This window comes from Litoreibacter roseus (genome assembly GCF_009811795.1).
In the GTDB taxonomy this organism is placed as follows: domain Bacteria; phylum Pseudomonadota; class Alphaproteobacteria; order Rhodobacterales; family Rhodobacteraceae; genus Litoreibacter; species Litoreibacter roseus.
On the sequence record NZ_BLJE01000004.1, the window covers coordinates 62,087 to 79,974 of the forward strand.

Annotated in this window: 16 protein-coding genes; 10 read left to right on the forward strand and 6 right to left on the reverse strand. The window is 54.9% G+C overall.

What is annotated here, in order from left to right; translation table 11 throughout:
• Nucleotides 1-22: 22 nt before the first annotated feature.
• Together KIN_RS16350 and KIN_RS16355 are read right to left on the reverse strand one after the other, a co-directional pair.
• Nucleotides 23-859, reverse strand: a complete 837-nt coding sequence (locus KIN_RS16350) for a polysaccharide pyruvyl transferase family protein (protein WP_159809075.1) — start codon at nt 857-859, stop codon at nt 23-25.
• Between the two features lie 98 nt (nt 860-957).
• A complete protein-coding gene (locus tag KIN_RS16355) occupies nt 958-1,605 on the reverse strand; it encodes a hypothetical protein (protein WP_159809077.1) in 648 nt (215 codons plus the stop codon).
• A gap of 607 nt (nt 1,606-2,212) precedes the next feature.
• On the opposite strand from KIN_RS16355, the gene KIN_RS16360 reads away from it, so the two are divergent.
• Nucleotides 2,213-4,141 (forward strand): acyltransferase family protein, encoded by a 1,929-nt coding sequence (locus tag KIN_RS16360; protein WP_159809079.1) that lies wholly within the window; start codon nt 2,213-2,215, stop codon nt 4,139-4,141.
• A gap of 113 nt (nt 4,142-4,254) precedes the next feature.
• On the opposite strand, the gene KIN_RS16365 is transcribed toward KIN_RS16360, so the two are convergent.
• Nucleotides 4,255-6,615: an alginate lyase family protein gene (locus tag KIN_RS16365; protein WP_159809081.1), complete on the reverse strand. Its 2,361-nt coding sequence runs from the start codon at nt 6,613-6,615 to the stop codon at nt 4,255-4,257.
• A 252-nt stretch (nt 6,616-6,867) separates the two neighbouring features.
• Here KIN_RS16365 and KIN_RS16370 point away from each other — a divergent pair, with 252 nt between their 5' ends.
• Both KIN_RS16370 and KIN_RS16375 read left to right on the forward strand, forming a co-directional pair.
• Complete coding sequence (locus KIN_RS16370; RefSeq protein ID WP_159809083.1) at nt 6,868-8,547, forward strand: FAD-dependent oxidoreductase; 1,680 nt, start codon at nt 6,868-6,870, stop codon at nt 8,545-8,547.
• A gap of 245 nt (nt 8,548-8,792) precedes the next feature.
• Nucleotides 8,793-9,770, forward strand: a complete 978-nt coding sequence (locus tag KIN_RS16375) for an extracellular solute-binding protein (protein WP_159809584.1) — start codon at nt 8,793-8,795, stop codon at nt 9,768-9,770.
• Nucleotides 9,771-9,834: 64 nt separating this feature from the next.
• On the opposite strand, the gene KIN_RS16380 is transcribed toward KIN_RS16375, so the two are convergent.
• Nucleotides 9,835-11,490: an ABC transporter permease gene (locus tag KIN_RS16380; RefSeq protein WP_159809085.1), complete on the reverse strand. Its 1,656-nt coding sequence runs from the start codon at nt 11,488-11,490 to the stop codon at nt 9,835-9,837.
• Nucleotides 11,491-11,662: 172 nt separating this feature from the next.
• Here KIN_RS16380 and KIN_RS16385 point away from each other — a divergent pair, with 172 nt between their 5' ends.
• From KIN_RS16385 to KIN_RS16405, 5 genes are all read left to right on the forward strand, one after another.
• Entirely contained in the window at nt 11,663-11,815 is a 153-nt protein-coding gene (locus KIN_RS16385) for a hypothetical protein (protein WP_159809087.1), read from the forward strand.
• Nucleotides 11,812-11,988, forward strand: coding sequence for a hemin uptake protein HemP (hemP, locus tag KIN_RS16390; RefSeq protein WP_159809089.1), 177 nt, complete (start codon nt 11,812-11,814; stop codon nt 11,986-11,988). Before KIN_RS16385 ends, hemP begins: the two co-directional genes overlap by 4 nt.
• Entirely contained in the window at nt 11,985-12,479 is a 495-nt protein-coding gene (locus KIN_RS16395; RefSeq protein ID WP_207710142.1) for a hypothetical protein, read from the forward strand. The genes hemP and KIN_RS16395 overlap by 4 nt, the downstream gene beginning before the upstream one ends.
• A gap of 16 nt (nt 12,480-12,495) precedes the next feature.
• Nucleotides 12,496-13,755, forward strand: a complete 1,260-nt coding sequence (locus tag KIN_RS16400; RefSeq protein WP_159809091.1) for an imelysin family protein — start codon at nt 12,496-12,498, stop codon at nt 13,753-13,755.
• A gap of 62 nt (nt 13,756-13,817) precedes the next feature.
• Nucleotides 13,818-14,075: a DUF1289 domain-containing protein gene (locus tag KIN_RS16405; protein WP_159809093.1), complete on the forward strand. Its 258-nt coding sequence runs from the start codon at nt 13,818-13,820 to the stop codon at nt 14,073-14,075.
• 46 nt (nt 14,076-14,121) lie between these two features.
• Here the strand turns inward: KIN_RS16405 and KIN_RS16410 are convergent, their stop codons facing one another.
• Both KIN_RS16410 and KIN_RS16415 read right to left on the reverse strand, forming a co-directional pair.
• Complete coding sequence (locus tag KIN_RS16410; protein WP_159809095.1) at nt 14,122-14,592, reverse strand: Dps family protein; 471 nt, start codon at nt 14,590-14,592, stop codon at nt 14,122-14,124.
• A gap of 106 nt (nt 14,593-14,698) precedes the next feature.
• Nucleotides 14,699-15,136, reverse strand: a complete 438-nt coding sequence (locus tag KIN_RS16415; protein ID WP_159809097.1) for a hypothetical protein — start codon at nt 15,134-15,136, stop codon at nt 14,699-14,701.
• Nucleotides 15,137-15,243: 107 nt separating this feature from the next.
• Between KIN_RS16415 and KIN_RS16420 the strand changes: the two genes are divergently transcribed.
• Nucleotides 15,244-16,767 (forward strand): di-heme oxidoreductase family protein, encoded by a 1,524-nt coding sequence (locus tag KIN_RS16420; protein WP_174239133.1) that lies wholly within the window; start codon nt 15,244-15,246, stop codon nt 16,765-16,767.
• 1 nt (nt 16,768) lies between these two features.
• Nucleotides 16,769-17,734 carry an imelysin family protein gene (locus KIN_RS16425; RefSeq protein ID WP_159809098.1) on the forward strand — a complete coding sequence of 322 codons (966 nt, stop codon included), beginning with the start codon at nt 16,769-16,771 and terminating at the stop codon, nt 17,732-17,734.
• The last annotated feature ends 154 nt before the right edge of the window (nt 17,735-17,888 follow it).

Genomic DNA, 17,888 nt, shown 5'->3' on the forward strand with positions numbered 1-17,888 from the left:
GACGGGTCTGACAGAATTTCGCTCACAGAAGGATCCCTTTCTCCCGCAAGGTCGCTTCAGCCGGGAAAGAAATAGTGTCGATATCCAGAGTCAGCGACGCCGGTGAATTCGGTGCGGTCGCAAAATCAGCATCAATAATCGAGTCCAGCATGACTGGTTTGCCCAGCCCCACTGCCAAGTAGTAATCTTCGTATTTCAACAGCGGCTCTTCTGTTGCCGGCTTTATCAAGACGACTGGCCGATCCAGCGCGTGGGCAAAGACTGCTCCGTGCAGCGACGACGTGTAAATTAGTTCTGACTTTTGAATGCTCTTTCCAACGGAAAGTGGGTCATCGTCGATGTCGATAATCTTCATTCCGGCGGGCATCAGCTTTCGGATTTCTTCGCGCTCCCTGTAATGAGGAATGAACGAGACCCGTCCGGGTTTTGCTTTCGCCGGTTTGAGCATTTTGGCAATCAGCAGCCCAGGATCCGCCAGCCACGCCACTCGCGACACGTCAAAACCTGCCGCCTTGTAGGCATCAAACGAAATGGGGCCGCGTAGTCCATGAACCATGACATCCGGCGCATGCTTAGACGGAAGCTCTGTTGTTTTGCAACCGATCCCCGAGAGTACGTCACCGGGCTGAAGTTTGTGACCAATCGAACCAACGCACAGAATGCGCGGACCGTCTTTCACATTAACCGGGTTGGCTCCTGGGTAGAAGTACGAGACAAGGTTTCGGGCGAAGATGTCGCCAGCATTGCCGATAGCAAAGTCTTTCCAAGCTGACTTGCGCTTCTTTACGTATTTGTCCCAAAAGAGCTTGCGGCGGCCCTTTACACGATCATGCCAATAAAAGGTGCGAACATCTGTCATCTTAGACCTTGAGCCCTTTCATACATTGTACGACTTTACCGCTTGAGATGACCTACAGCTTAAAGGTGTAAGTCGCAATCGCCTGCTAGATCTGAAGGTTAGATTGCAGAAGAGTGAGCCTTTGGCCAGCGAGAGAGCGGTATCTGGGCAATGGAATGCCCCACATCATTCACGCCATACCCGAGGGTCGCGTGGTCGTTGGAAACCATGATCCCTGAAAAGTACGTACAACTTAGAAGATTGGGATTGTGTTTGGGTTTTGATCCGGCGAGTGCAGACAGGCTGTGGGCCCAAACATCCGGGCTGAAACGAACACTGAAACCATCTCGACCGGCGTCGAAGCGTACAGGCTTACCAAGATAGATCCGCTTCCCACGCCAGTAAAAACGTCGATGCGCAACGAGAACGTAGCTATCGGGTGACGAGCCAATACCGGCGAGTTGTGTTCCGATGGTCAATTTCGGTGTCTTGGAGGCCTTCGGATCAGGACCTTCGCCTGAAAGGTTTCGCGCCTGAAGTCGTTCAAAAGAGATCACTCCATCGCGGCGATTACTTTCCCGCAGAACTGTAAGTGGGTCTAGATCATAGAGCGCATGGAGCACACCGTCGCGCAGAAAAAATGCCCAGTTCTTTTCGATATTCCTCCGTTCAAAATAATCCACTCGGTAAAGTTGCGACGGTTCGGGTGATAACCTAACGAGGTAAATATTGTTGGGTCGCTGAAAATGACCTGTGTTGAAGGTCAACCATGTCTCATTGTCCAGCGTGCATATCTTGGGGTCGGCAACCGGATACCCGAGTTCGGTTTGAAACCTAGTGGAAAGATCAACCAGATCCCCGTCCAGTTGTCCGCTTGTGTCAATACGTTGAAAGAAGGCGTGGAATGGTTTCTCGCCGTTAGCAGGCAGCGCTCGGAACGCTATGTCAAATCCACCCTCGCGTTGCGCAAACGATGGATTGAACAGGTTTTTACACGCCGTCTGGTTCAAGGCGCCCGAGAACATCTGTGTCTCTGACGTCTGATGCCTTGAAAGGAACCGCATCATTTTTTCAGACCTCACGTAGTTTCGATGCCGCAATCGCGAGCCTTATGGCTTGGATGACGTGATCGAACAAGCGTGTGGGGCAACCAGCTGACGCAGGCTTCACATCTTAGAGGCTGGTCGAGCTTGAACGGTCATCAGGCGATGACATTGGCGCTTCATCTTGCGTCAATTCTCGGGAGGCGGTATCGCCACCGGAACTGATTTATTTATTTATGCTTTCTGAAGCGATGAGAAAAAACGTGCTTCGAATTGGTTCTGTATAGCATGAGCTATTCGGTAATGAATCGTTAGGAAAACGGGTGCCTGAGTGAAGTACAGAGCGGAAATCGATGGTTTGCGCGCGATTGCGGTTGTACCCGTTGTGCTGTTTCATACAGGAATCGAAGCATTTTCGGCAGGATTTGTCGGTGTAGATATATTCTTTGTCATAAGCGGATATTTGATCACTTCGCTGATACTGAAGGATCTTGAAACCGGTGATTTTCGACTGACCGAGTTTTATGAGCGGCGCGCCCGCCGGATACTACCGGCTCTCGTTTTCGTTTCACTCTTCTGCATCCCGATGGCGTGGATCTGGCTGCTTCCCAACCAGTTCAAAGATTTCTCAGAAAGTCTCATCTCGGTCGCTCTTTTCGCGTCCAATTTCTACTTTTGGTCGGACATCGGATATTTTTCCTCAGCCGCAGAAGAACTCCCTCTCTTGCATACGTGGAGCCTCGCAGTTGAGGAGCAGTTCTATATTTTCTTCCCACTGATGCTGATGGCCACGTGGCGCTTCGGATTGCGCCCAGTTTTTTGGATCATCGCAGCTCTCAGCGCTGCAAGTATCGTTTGGTGTCTGTGGATAGCTGAAGTCGATGCTGCTGCCAATTTCTATCTCCTGCCATCGAGAATGTGGGAACTTTTTGCCGGTGCGATGGTAGCCTGCGCTACAGCGAGGTCTGATCGAAAAGACCATAACGGACTTGCGTTTCTTGGTCTGGTTTTCGTTGCGTTGTCATTGATTATCTCTGACAAGAACCAAGCTTGGCCCGGCGTCATTACGTTGCTTCCGGTGATTGGCGTTGTCCTGATAATATTCTACGGTGGGCAGGAGACATTCACGGGCCGTCTGTTGGCAACCAAACCGCTCGTCGCTATCGGATTGATCAGCTACAGCACATATCTTTGGCACCAACCGCTTTACGCTTTTGCTCGAATCTCAGGCGAAAACCTCCCTGATCCCAGACTGCTGTTAAGCCTTGGCGCGTTTTCCTTCGGCCTTGGCTTTCTTACTTGGCGCTTCGTGGAGCGTCCTTTTAGGCAGCGATCTTTCCTATCACGACGCACGGTTATCGCGCTGTCTGGATCAGCGTTGGCTCTGGTCGCACTGCTCGGGGGCATCGGCGTTGTTCAGGAAGGATTTCCCAAAGCGAGATTTTCGACTGACCAATTGGCGATTATCGAAGTGGGCGAAGAGAGGGCTTTGAAGCATGATCGGCTCGGTTTGGAAGCTGTCGCACCGAATTGGATCGTACTCGGCGACAGTCATGTCAACGCGCTTCTGGACGCGCTAGATGACCTGTTCCGTGCTAAGGGGGAAGCCGCAATTGTGCACACAGTCAATGGCTGTCCGCCGGCGCTGGATCTTTGGCGTCACGATCTGAATTATGGGATGCGGTGCCACGAGAAATACAAAACTGCGCTGGACATTTTGAAGTCCCGCAGGATTGAGAACGTCTTCATAAACGCAAGATTTTCGCTATACCTGAACTCAACCAGGTTCGACAATGGTCTGGGCGGTGTAGAACTGGGCGGTACCCCAGAAGTGATCTACGATCACATCGACCATAAGAACACGGTGCGCGCGTTCGAACATCGATCGCACGCGGTCGAAACCCAGATGATCGAATATGCTCGTGCCTTGAGCGATTTGGGACTGAACATCTTCGTGTTGACCAGTATCCCTGAGATTGGATGGGACGTTCCCAGAAAGGCGCTTCACAGAAAACCAGACGAAGCCGAAGTCAGAATCCCCCGCGCGACATATGATGCGCGAAATACACGGGCATCCGGTTATTTTGATAGGCTTCGGACTATCCCGAGAGTGACGCTTATCGATGCTGCGGAGGCTTTATGTGACGCTCAGTATTGCGAAGCAACGCAGAACGGCTTGCCCCTCTATTTTGACACAAACCATCCAAATGTTCTGGGCGCCGAACGCCTTATAAAACATTTGGCTCCACGACTTCGTTGAAAACGTCAAACGCATAAATGACAGCCGGATTAGACCTTCAAAAACGGACCCGTTACCCCACTTGCGCTGTCTGACTCCTGACCTAGTATATGACTTCTGGTCGATCATCTGCGTTACGCATCTTCCGCTTCCAGATTTAATTCAGCGTCTGAGGTGTCTGGCGCTACCATTAGCGACCAGAATGGCGGAACCCCATCGTGTGGATGAAAGAGCGGTTTCTGTGTTGCCAAGTTGAGGTCACGCGGTTCTGTGCTGACACCAAGATCGAGAGCGGATGCAAAAAGAACGACAGCCGCGTAGCGGTCATCATCGAACTCGGAGATTTGTTCGTAGGGCCACGGAGCGTCGCGATGCCCAAGAAACCAAGTTGCCCCCTGCCCAACTCGCGCGAATTCGGGCTGATGTTCCACTGGAAAGCCGCAGGACTTATAGAGCATATAGAGACTAAGCCAACCATGAAGATTGAACGCGCAGTAATGCTCCGTCATGGACCTTTTCAACTCATGGGGCTGGCGCCCGTCCTCCTCGAAGTGACCGGTAAGGCGACCCGTTGACGCAAAATAACAATCCAGAAGAGTGTCCGCGTCCCCAAGAAAAGCAGCGATTGACGCGAGCTGAAGATCAAAGAAGACACCGTGATTATTCAGGGCGCGCCGCTCACCTTGCCCTTGTTCACTCGACACCAGCCAATCCCGGTAGTGGCGCAACCAATCTGCAAGCTGATCGGTTAAAGCGGGATCATCAATCAACCGAACTGCATCCAGCAGGTATGCGATGTCCTTGAATTCGATTATTCCGCTCTTTGCCCCTTCATCGTTGTCATGACCGCGACGCAACTGAGCGTAGCGCAAATGAGGGGTCATCGCAGACTCTTCCTCTAAAAACCACGTCTCAACCAAGCGTTTCGCGTGATCACGGTATTTGTTGTCGCCGAACACGGCCCATGCCAATCCACATGAGACTGCATCATCGAACAAAAACTGGAGCCGTGTCCGATCATATGCCTTGCTTTCTGGGGCATAGAGAACTGTGCCAGGCAACCGCTCTCCGTCTCGTTTGACGTAGGGGAGGCCGTCTTTTGTCTTTGGATTGGGCCACCAATATGGGGCCGGGTGAAAATAATCTGCCTTGTTTCCGCTTGGCGGCAGTTCAGTTTTATCGAATACTGAAAACGGACCACGTCCAAGAGCTTCGTTTGCAGCGTGACGCACTTGCTGGGTCTGGATGGATGTCTTCCCAGCCCCTAGATGCTCCAAAGTTTCCCTACCAAAGAAAACGGGGCGCTTCGGGTCATAGCCTCTGGTGTCAAGAACCTCTTTGTCGAGTACACGAAGTACGTCTACGATGGCGTCGTTGCGTGCAAAAGCACGCTCTTCGCGCCCTTCCTTCCCGCCGATCTCAAGATCATTTCGTCCCGAATCCAAACGACGCACCATCCCAGCTTTCCCGATGAGGTGGGAGTCCGGGACAGGCTTGTTCGCCTTCAAATCCCAAGGATCCAGCTTGTTCCAGCGCCATGGCCCTTCAACGCCAAGCCGTACCAGCAGCTCGACCTTTGGTCTGCGGCCATAGGGGAAACTTCCATCGAACATCTCGCCAGCGTCGCAGCGAAACGCGATTTGCGGCTCTTCGGTCGCGTCGTCCGGATCCATCCGGTCCAGTGCTACATCGTTTGACGCGAGCCGCACCATTGGAACGACAAAATATCGGTGATCTTCTTGGGACGCTATATCTGAAACGAAACGGTCCCAGTCTTCACCTGTCACGAAGCAGTTTCCGTCCCAAGGCAGAACCCATTTTGCACGTGATCTTCCCCATTCCAACGCGGCGTTTCGTGCGCCATTGTTGTTCATCGCGTAGTTGTTCCGATGCCGATAGATAGATGTGATCCCTCTATCTTGCGCAGGCAAATCCAGATCATGGAATTCCCGACCAAATATGTACTGATGTGAAGGAAATAACGAAAAATCCAAAGGCGCCGCCGCGTATTCATCAAGTGAGAACGGGATCTTTATGTACTCATGCCCAGCCGCTTCGAGTGCCTGCACTATAGCAACTTCATCGTCTTGGTTTCGGATGCGGTTCAAAAGCCAAAGCTTCTCGCAGTTTGGAAAATCTGGCTCATTTTCCAATATAAACTGGACGTTCTTCAGCGACTGTCCCGTCTGATGCCGCGGTGGCAGATCATTGCCGATGATCCTTATGAATGCGTAGTCTGAAGGGCGCTGCCGTATCGCTGCTTCTGCGGTTGGATCCACTACTGGTTGCGGTGCGGCGGCTGTGTTTTGCACAAACATCTGCCCTTTCCGCAATTTGCGGAGTCTGCGTTTTTTCAAGCCCTTTGCCACGAGAACGACGAAAAGAATGGGAAGAAAGGGCAATAGAACAAGAACCCATAGAATTCTTTCCAGAGTGCCCGCGATCCGCAGGCGTTGCTTCAATTTCTGAAATAGCTCTTTGGGGTTAGCTTTCATCGATGCGTCTCACTGCTTGCGTCGCGCGGGCGGCGCCATTTGAATGCTGTTTTCGTCCAATGGGTCTGGTGATATCTAGCCGAGCACGCATGTGGGCGTAAGACTTAACTTTGTAAGGCTGTTCAGGCGAAATCCCGCCAGTGCAACCTGTGCGGATCAATCACCGAAGTTTCATCAAAAAGCCCATTAACCCTTTCACACAGCGCTACCGGCCCGCATATCTTGGAGGATGAACAAACCCGAGGATGTATGATGGCCGAAGACGAGACAGCAGTTGAAGCCGCCCGCCAGTCGGTCGATTCAAGTGATCCCTATGCGCGCGAGCAGCAGACGTTTCCGGTTCTGACCGATGATCAGGTGAAACGTCTGACGGCCTACGGGGCGGTTGAAGATGTGCCAAAGGGCACCAGTCTTTTTGAACGTGGCCAGCGGGGGGTCGATTTCTTTCTCATCCTAGAGGGCTCGATCGAGATCATCGACAGCACGCCTGACGGTGATGAAATGACAATTACGGTTCATGGGCGACACCAGTTCACCGGTGAGTTGGATCTGTTCAATCAACGGAAAATTCTTGTCGGCGGACGGACGGGCGTGGACAGCCGTCTTGTGCGTCTTACCCGAGAGCAGTTTCGCCGCATGTCGAGCACGGAGCAGGACATTGGCGAGATCATCATGCGCGCGTTCATTCTACGGCGGACGGCATTCATTGTGCATTCCGAAGCGGGCGTGACGCTGGTCGGGCCAAAGAACGACCGCGACGTGATCCGGATCAACCGGTTTCTATCCCGCAACGGCTACCCCCTGACATTGCTTGAACCTGGCACGTCGGAGGCCGATCGGATCATCGGGCAGCAGGGCAGCGCATTACCAATCGTCTGTACGCCGGACGGTCATGCGGTTCATAACCCATCAACATTGGAACTTGCGGATCTCTTGGGGCTGACAGAGGACTTGGTCGACGGGCATGTCTATGATTTGGCGGTCATTGGGGCGGGTCCTGCAGGTTTGTCGGCCTGTGTGTACGGCGCGTCTGAGGCGTTGGATACGATTGTGATTGAGGCGGAAGCTCCGGGTGGCCAAGCCGGAACCAGTTCGAAAATTGAAAACTACCTCGGCTTCCCGACAGGTATTTCAGGCCAAGCACTTGCGGGGCGGGCATGGATACAAGGGCAAAAGTTCGGCGCGACATTCGCGATTGCCCGCGGTGCGGTCGGGATCGAAGAAGAGAACAATACGTTCACACTGGCTCTGGATGGCGGAGACACCGTTAAATCTCGCGCGGTCATTCTGGCATGTGGCGCGACATACAGGACGCTGGATCTAGAAAATTATGAGCAGTTCGAAGGGCAAGGCATTCACTATGCCGCGACGGCGCTAGAGGCGCAGTTTTGTGCCGGTACCGAAGTGGTTGTCATCGGCGGCGGTAATTCAGCAGGACAGGCAGCCGTCTTCCTGTCGAGCCACGCATCGCACGTGCACGTTCTTGTTCGTGGGTCTGGTCTCGCCGACAGCATGTCGGACTATCTTGTGCGACGTATCGACCAGTCTTCGCGGATTACATTGCATCCCCATACTGAGGTCAGTGCGTTGCATGGCGACAGAACGCTGGAACAGGTCACTTGGAGAAACCGGCAAACAGGGGCGGAGCAGAAGATGGATGTGCCCAATGTTTTCGTGATGATCGGCGCGGTGCCGAATACCAAGTGGCTGGGGGACTGCGTCGAGTTGGACGAGAAAGGGTTTGTGTGCACTGGCCTACCCGTCGATGCCGCGAGTGGGTCTTCCTTTGCAACATCGACGCCTGGCATTTTTGCCGTCGGTGATGTCCGGGCAGGGTCCGTGAAACGCGTAGCTTCTGGCGTCGGCGAGGGATCTGTCTGCGTCAGCGATGTGCACCGCTATCTGAGCGGCTTGGAGGATGACGCAGGCTAACACCCTAGCCAAACTCTATCGCTGAAACTCAAAACTTCACCTCGGGACTTCTGTCAGGGGTTCAAAAAGTGCACCTGCCAACTGCTTTCCTATGGCGGCAATAAAATTCCGACAAAATCTATCAAGATTACTTGTGCTCTTCCTGAAATTAGTTAATTGAGTAAAACAGTAGGAATTAATTCAGGGAGACTGTCATGTCGCTGACTTCAAAAACATCCGCGATTGCGCTGGCTGCTGCGGCCCTTATGGGATCGCCGGTGGCTGTTCTGGCGGAGGGTGAGTTGAACCTTTATTCATCACGCCACTACGACACGGATGAGCGGCTTTATTCGGATTTTACAGATCAGACGGGCATCACCATCAATCGGATCGAAGGCAAGGCCGACGAACTGATTGCCCGCATGGAAGCCGAGGGTGTCAATTCTCCGGCGGACATCCTTCTGACAGTTGATACCTCTCGCCTTGAGCGCGCCAAGAATGCAGGCGTGCTGCAAGCGATCGACAGCTCGGTGCTCGAAGAGCGTATTCCGGCAAATCTGCAGGACAGCGACAACCAGTGGTTTGGTTTTTCCCAGCGGGCGAGGATCATTTTCTACGACAAAGCGGATGTGACGGAGCCACCGATGGACTACGTTGCTTTGGCTGACCCAAAGTACAACGGAATGGTCTGTCACCGATCCTCATCGAACGTTTACAGCCAAACACTGCTGGCCGCCGTGATTGAAAACCACGGCGAAGAGGCCGCCAAAACATGGGCGCAGGGCGTCGTTGATAACTTCGCACGGCCACCAGAGGGCGGCGACACAGATCAACTGAGAGCGCTCGTATCGGGCGAATGCGATATCTCGATCTCGAACACCTACTATTTTGCCCGTGCACTGCGAAAAGATGTCGACGGGGTATCTTCTGCGGTCGATCAGATCGGCTGGGTGTTTCCCGCGCAAGACGCCGAAGGTGCCCACATGAACCTGTCCGGTGGCGGTGTGGCAGCCAACGCGCCCAACCGTGAGAACGCGATCAAATTCATGGAGTATCTCGCGTCTGATCAGGCACAAGAATACTTCTCGGCCGGGAACGATGAGTTTCCTGTGGTTCCCACCGTCGCTTTGAGTGAAAGCGTCGCGCAGCTTGGGGATTATAAAGCGGATGAGGTGAGCTTGAGTGCGGTCGCGAAAAACGTGCCTGTCGCTCAGCGAATTTTTAACGAGGTCGGCTGGGAGTAACCCGATCAGACGTTCATCAAAGGGCGCATCTTCGGATGCGCCCTTTTCTTTGACCGAACGTCTTTTAGGACCGTCCTGCTGCCACAGTTCGGCAAAGAAGGATCAGCGGCAGCAGTCCGATTGACACGATGACAAGACTTGGAACCGCTGCGCCCTCAAGCCGCTCGTCCGACGCCAGACGAAACGCTTGAACGGCCAATGTGTCATAGTTGAATGGACGCATAATCAAAGTTGCAGGCAGTTCTTTCATCACATCTACAAAGACGATCAGTGCCGCTGTGAAAAGACGCGGTGTCAGGATTGGAATGTGGACGCGACGCATCACGCCCCAGACGCCGTGACCCAATACCCGCGCCGCTGCGTCCATGTTCTCGTTGACGTCCGAGATGCCGCCCTCGTAGGCGCCGAGCGCTGCCGCCAGAAACCGGATCATATAGGCGCCGATCAAAAGCCAGATTGAACCGGTCAGCAGCAATCCAGTCGAGATATCGAAATTCGCCCGCATCCATGCATCCAAAGCGTTGTCGAAAGCGGCAAATGGCACAAGAAGCCCGACCGCGATAACTCCACCCGGTACAGCGTAGCCAAGGCGCCCCAAATGGGCGGCCATCGTGGAGAGACGACCTGCATTTGTCCGTTGAAATGTCCCCAGAATAATAGCTGCAAAGACTGTCACCGCGGCAGCAATCACGGCGAGGGTCAGGGTGTTTTGAATGAAGCCGAGGTATCGACTGCTTAATAGGTTTTGCTCGGACCCCACAGCCATGACCCACAGGCTGATGACCGGAAGGACGACGCCGAGCAGAACTGGCAGACCGCAGAGTACCAAGACGCCAAGCTTTGCAGGACCGCTCAGTGTCATCCGGGCCATCACCTCTTGGCGCCGCGCGCCGTGGTACTTCGCCCTGCCCCGGGTGAACCGCTCCAGCATTGCGAGCATAAGGGCGAAGGTCAGCAGCCCAAGGGACAACTGCGCCGCGGCAACGCGGTCGGCCATGGAAAACCAGCTTGTGTAGATGCCCGTCGCGAAAGTTTGCACGCCAAAGTAGGAGACGGTTCCGAAATCGGCGATCGTTTCCATCGTGGCAAGCAGAACGCCCGCCGCAATTGCCGGGCGGGCCATCGGGAAAGAGACCTTGTAGAACGCTTGAAACGGCGTGTTGCCCAAGGCACGCGCTGCGAAAAACGGGGTCGCGCTCTGCGCCAGAAATGCCGCACGCGCCAGCAGATACACATAAGGGTAGAGGACGAGCGTCAGCATCGCCGCCGCACCGCCCAGTGACCGGATCTCTGGGAACCAGTAATCGCGCGGACCCCAGCCCATCATATCGCGCAATGTGGACTGCACTATGCCGGGGTGGTCCAATACGTGGGTATAGGCGTAGGCTAGCACATACGCAGGGAAGGCCAGCGGGATAACCAGTGCCACCTCAAGAATTCGCCGCCCTGGGAACTCCGTCATGCAGACAAACCAAGCAGCCCCGACACCTATTGCACAGGTCCCGAAGCCCACAAGAACGACAAGCGTCAGCGTGGTCGCGGTGTAGCGCCCTAAGACCGTGTCAATGAGATGCGAAAGCGTGTCTGACGATCCCGAAAGCGCTACGGTTGTTACGCCGATATGCGGCAAGGCGCAGATCAAAGCGATCAACACCGCCGCAAACGTCAAGCCGCGCTCTGGAAGTTTGGTTTTCAACGCCTGCACTGTTTTTTCACTCACTGCCGATCCGAGATGTCCTAGCCGATTGTGCGATCGGCAAACAGTCTCTCTTTTTCAGTTGACTGTTTTTGTCGGAATTGACTATCCTTACTAATATAGTCAAGAATGAAGTGAGAATCCTAGCCACTCCTTTTAGGGCAGCCCGGAGCCATACAGATATCTGGAGGCCAAGATGGACCCAAATCTAGAGACCCCGGCTTTTCCCGCCGATCCGAAAGATCCCGAACCCAGTTGGATTGAGATTCTTCAAAATGCATTCGACGGCGTTTCGGCGCCAGATCAGACGATTGAAGAGGTGTTCGATCACTTCGAGAGGATGCCATGAACGCCTTTTCCCGCCCCCAAAAGCTGGATGCCGCACCGCGTCCCGGTGACGATATGCCAAGTTACGACGCCCGTGACCTGATTGCGGACGGCGTTCAGGCTCGTGTGGTTTTAGATGGCCAGTCTTATTTTCTGCGCATTACCCGTGCCGGCAAGTTGATCCTCACAAAATGAACGCGACACATTACAAGCGGGGCGGCGCATCTGTTGGTGTGATCAATACCCTGCAGCCATGGGAAGCGGATCTGATCCTTAATCTGCGCCTTTGGTGTGAAGGTCCCGTCGGTCAGGCGCAGGTCTGGAATTCATTCGCCACGTCTCTACCAAGGGGCACGGCTGCCGACGAGATGCATGCTTTTGAAGCGCTGGTCGGCGCGCTTATCCGCCATGCACACCGCCCGCTGGTTCGTCACAGTGTCGGGTGCGCCTGCGTGGGTGCTGATGAAAGCGTATTCGCGCATCTAGTTGCCACGGCAAGTGACGGGGACTTGGGAGAAGCATCCCTGATTGCGACCCTGTTGGTGACCGCGGCCCACGCTGAACAGGTGGCGCTTCTGGCCGGACAGGTCGGGCAATCCGCGCGCCAGATGTCGCAGTACCATGCCCATAAGACCGACGCCCTTTCCGGGGTCGTCGTTCATTTGCATTCAAAAACGTTGCAGTAACAAAGGATCGCAGCCGATGAAGACCACTTTTGCAGCCGCTCTTGGCACCACCATGCTGATTGCGGCACCCGCCTTCGCGGACAAAACGGCCGTGTTGGACACCTATGCCAACATTGCGCTTGCGGCGTATGGCGATAGCCTCACGACCGCACAGACCTTGCAGGATGCCGTGAATGCGCTTGTCGAAACGCCATCGGCCGAAGCGCTGCAGGCGGCAAGGCTTGCGTGGCTGCAGTCTCGGGTGCCTTATCAACAGACTGAGGTCTATCGGTTCGGCAATGCAATCGTGGACGACTGGGAAGGCAAGGTGAATGCGTGGCCGTTGGATGAGGGTTTGATCGACTATGTCGATGCAACTTACGGGGGCGCGACGGACGAAAACGAGTACGCTGTTTTGAATGTCGTGGCGAACCCATCCTTTGTGTTGTCTGGCGAAACGATTGATGCGAGCGCAATCACGCCAGAGTTGCTGGAGGGCGCCCTTCATGAAGCCGACGAGGTCGAAAGCAATGTGGCAACAGGTTACCACGCGATAGAGTTTCTTTTATGGGGGCAGGACCTGAACGGTCACGGCCCCGGTGCAGGCAACAGACCTTGGACTGACTATGCTCAAGGCGACGATTGCACAGGCGGTAACTGCGACCGCCGCGGCGACTATTTGAAGGCGGCCACTGATCTGCTCGTGTCCGATCTGGAATGGATGGTTGCGCAATGGCAGGACGGCGGCATGGCCCGCACCCAACTCACCGCAGACGAAAACGCCGGTATTCAGGCCATCCTGACTGGCATGGGATCGCTGTCCTACGGCGAACAGGCCGGTGAGCGGATGAAGCTGGGCGTGATGCTCAACGATCCCGAGGAAGAGCATTCCTGTTTCGCGGACAACACACACAACGATCATTTCTACGACGCGCTTGGAATTCGGAACGTCTATTTGGGCAGCTATACCGGGATTGATGGAACCGTCACATCCGGTCCAAGCCTGTCGTCTCTCGTGGCGGTGGCAAGTCCGGACATTGATGCGGAACTGACGGCAAAGTTGAACGCGACGATGTTTGAGATGTCAGAGCTGAAAACCGCGGCCGAAGCAGGCTTTGCCTATGACCAGATGCTGGAGCGTGGCAACGAACAGGGTGAGGCGCTGATCATGGGCGCCGTTGATGCACTGATTGATCAGACCCGTTCCATCGAGCGCGCGGTTGACGTGCTTGGCGTAGATACCATTTCGTTCGAGGGATCCGACAGTCTCGATGATCCCGAAGCCGTCTTTCAATAAAACTCCAGACACCTAGCTATACCGGGGGCCGGCTCGCTGGCCCCTTTCACGAGGTCGGCCAGATGAGCAAAATTCCCAGCCCGTGTATCGACGTTTGCAAATTCAAGCGCAGGGGCCATTGCATCGGATGTTCAATGACGAAAGCGCAGAAATCTTTGTTCAAAGGTCTCAAGAAGGATGCCCACAGGGAGGCGTTCGTTGAGATGCTGACAGCCCAGCAGGACTGTATGGGGAAGTATGGCCACTGGCGTCCAAGCTATTTGAAGAAGCTCGAGAAGAAGAAAATCAAACCGATGGATTTTTTGTCCGGGCAGACCTGACGCCTACCATATGGAGGGATAGACGTCAGCCAGAGGGCAAAGCCGGTCAGCGCAGATGCGCCCGCAAGAACCACGCCAGTTTCTCGTGCTCCTGACCACGTGCAATGCAGAGATCCTCGGTTAGGGTATCACCATGTTTGGACGCCAACTCGCCGCAGCCGGCAAGTGTCTTTGCAAGTGTTTCCTGAGCAGCGAGCATCATCTTGATCATCTCTTTGTCCGACGCGTCACCCTCGTGTTCGCTGACCTTGGACCGTTTGAGCATGCCTGCAAGGGTACCCTCAGCGTGGCCATCCAGTGCCTTGATCCGCTCGGCCAGATCGTCTTGAGCGATGAAGTGGTCTTCATATATCTTCTGGAAGAGCTCGTGCAGCGGCGCAAAGGCCATGCCCGTCACATTCCAGTGGAAGTTTTGCGCCAGCATGGTTGTCACGGCGGTTTCGGCCACCGACTGGTTCAGGGCTTCAACGATCTCTGTTTGTGCGTCTGTAGACAGCGCGATTGCGGTCTGTGTCATGGTACCTCTCCAACTGATGGTGATTGCTGGCTGGCATGTCGCTGGCTGGCTTAGGACCAGAACTTAATCCGTCCGCCGAAAAAGCCAAGAATTTTTTAGAATAATTCTAAGTCAAGGCAAATTGGCTAGAGATGGTCACGATAAGTGACCCGAGGTTGCGGCGCACGGATGCTGGAACGCGCGAGCGCAGGAGAAATTCAAAGCTGCTCCAGTTAGCCTGAGCGGCGGCCTCGGCGGCCCTCAGAAGCCACGCTTCGTCGAACGAAACAGCCTCTACGCCAGGACGATAGAGAACCGCTTCTTTCTGGAGCGCTTGGGAAAGGCACCTCATCAGCACTTCCGCATGAGCCGTCTTTGCAACGGTCTCGGATGTCGACAGCACAGCACACGCGTCAAAGAGATCGGTGCGCGCGGCGGCACGACAGTCGAGGGCGACCAGTCTCAGCCATTGCAGCATCTCGCCAGCACCGGGGCTGAATTCACCAACTTGCACCTCTTCGCGCGGTCGAATGTCGATTTGGGTCGTCTTATGCAGTGGCAGCATATCTCGCATTCTTTCCCAGTGTTTCTGACGAAGGAGACTCGCATCAACTCTATTCCTGAGTATAATTATCTGAAATAAGAGTCCGGTGCAATTGGGGACACAAGATCGTGCGTAAAACCTGTCTGACATTTCTGGCATATCTTGTCATTGGGGCGGGTGCGTCGGGAGCCCGTGACCTTCCAGATCTGCACTTACCGCTGGTCGAACGGACGCAATCCGAAAGAGACCGCATTGCCCGTGTGGCCCGGCCGACAGATGACTTTTCTGCACCGGAACAATTCGAGTGGCGTTCGGCGGGTGCCGCGACAGTTCGTGTCACTGATACCTCCAACGCCTTTTCAAGCGCATCAGGCAATATCAGTTTTGAACGAGAACTGGACTTCAAGATTGGCAACGGTCTCTTCCGAAAACTGTGGGTCTCGTCGCCGTCCTCAACCCTTGCATCGGATGGTCTGGGTCCGCTTTACAATGCGCGATCGTGCCAGCGCTGCCATTTGAAAGACGGCAGAGGGCATCCGCCTGAAGGACCCGATGACAGTGCGGTATCGTTGCTTGTCCGTATTTCGATACCCAGAGGCGATGAGGCACCTTCTGACAGTATTCAGGACTATCTGAAGACCCAACCTGAGCCCAGCTATGGCGGCCAAATTCAGGATTTCGGCATCGCCGGACATCCGGCCGAAGCGAATCTTGCGATCACCTATGACGAAGAGGTCGTCACCCTGTCAGACGGCACAGAGGTCAGCTTGCGAAAACCTGCCTTGGGACTTGAAGATCTGGGCTATGGACCGCTGCATCCTGACACCATGTTCAGTGCCCGGGTCGCGCCGCAGATGATCGGGTTGGGCCTTCTGGACGCCATTCCAGCGGCAGACATCTTGGCCGGTGCAGACCCGGACGACGCAGATGGGGACGGCATCTCTGGCAGGCCAAACATCGTGCTCTCCGCGCAATACGGCGTGCCGATGCTGGGCCGGTTCGGCCTGAAAGCAGGGGAGCCGAGCGTATGGGAGCAGTCTGCAAGCGCATTTCACGGGGATATCGGGATATCGACGATACTCCACCGCGCCGGGCATGGCGATTGCACAGATCTGCAGATGGCCTGTCAGTCTGCGCCCGACGGCAATACACCTGCTCACGACGACGCCGAGATCAGTCAGGAGGCGCTAGAGCTGGTCAGCTTTTACGCGTCCAACCTCGGTGTCCCGGCGCGGCGCGATATTGCTGATCCGGAAGTTCTGCGCGGCAAGCAAATGTTCTACGAGAGTGGTTGTACCAGTTGCCATACACCAAAATTTGTAACTCACAGATTGGACGGGCAGCCCGAGCAGAGCTTTCAGTTGATCTGGCCTTATACCGACATGCTTCTGCACGACATGGGCGAGGACTTGGCGGACCATCGACCAGAAGCCCGCGCGACGGGTCGGGAATGGCGTACACCACCTCTTTGGGGCATCGGTCTGACAAAGCAGGTGTCGGGACACACCTACTTCCTGCACGACGGGCGCGCGCGATCGCTGCTGGAAGCCATTCTATGGCATGGCGGCGAGGCTGAAACTGCAAAAAACAATGTGGTCAGTATGCCGACATCCGACCGCGATGCCCTGATCCGTTTCCTCGAAAGCCTGTAATATGAAGCTTCTTCTTCCACTTTTGATTATTCCGTCCGTCTCGCTTGCTGATACCGACACGTTGATCGACACACATATCTTACCGGGCTACGCGACTTTCGCAGCGGAAACGCAAACGCTGGCGGACGTCTCCGGGGATTGCGATCCCGCCAAACTTGAGCCTACCTATCATGCAGCTTTTGACGCGTGGATGGGGGTCAGCCATATCCAATTCGGTCCAATCGAGATGCAGGGTCTGAGCCTCGCAATCGCGTTTTGGCCCGATCCGAAAAATCAAACCGCCAAGACCTTGGGACGTCTGATCCTGGATCAAGACGATGCAGTCGCAGATGCCGAAGCATTCTCTGAAGTGTCTGTTGCGGCTCAAGGATTGTTTGCATTGGAATATATGCTCTACGAGGCACCTCCGCAGGGCACTTACGGCTGCGCACTAATTGATGCCATCGCAACCCAGCTGGCACGGCATGCCGCAACACTGAATGACGCATGGATTGATGGTCATGCCGAGACCTTGCGCGGGGCTGGCTCGGACGGTTCTGCATATCAATCCGAAGCCGAGGTGCGGCGGGTGATTTATACGTCCTTGTCAACGGGCCTCGAATTTCTTCACGATCAGCGATTGGGCCGCCCTCTTGGTTCCTTTGACCGGCCTCGACCCAAGCGGGCAGAGGCGTGGCGGTCCGCGCGCAGTCAGCGGAACATCGAGTTGAGCTTGGCGGTGCTGGCCGATCTTGCGTCAATCCTCGCCACCGGTGAGACTCCTCGAACGGATGCCGCATTCCTTGAGGCCTCGCAGCGCGCTCGCGGACTGGATGATCCAGCATTGCAGGGCGTGGCAGACCCGAGCACCCGGTTCAAAGTGGAAGTTCTCCAACAAAAAGTCGCTGACCTTCAAGCTGTTGTCACAGAGGAGATTGGCGCAGCCCTCGGTGTCAGAGCCGGTTTCAATGCACTGGATGGTGACTGAGGCATTTGAGCAAATGATTTGAATGCAATTCAAATTGTGCCCATCAAATCGGGTCCTTTCATGCAAAAAGCCAAACATCGCGGCAGAAAAACCTTTTGGTTTCAGAGCACTTTAAGACTTCCCGCCTAGCGTCTGGCTGTCTCTACGTCCTGTG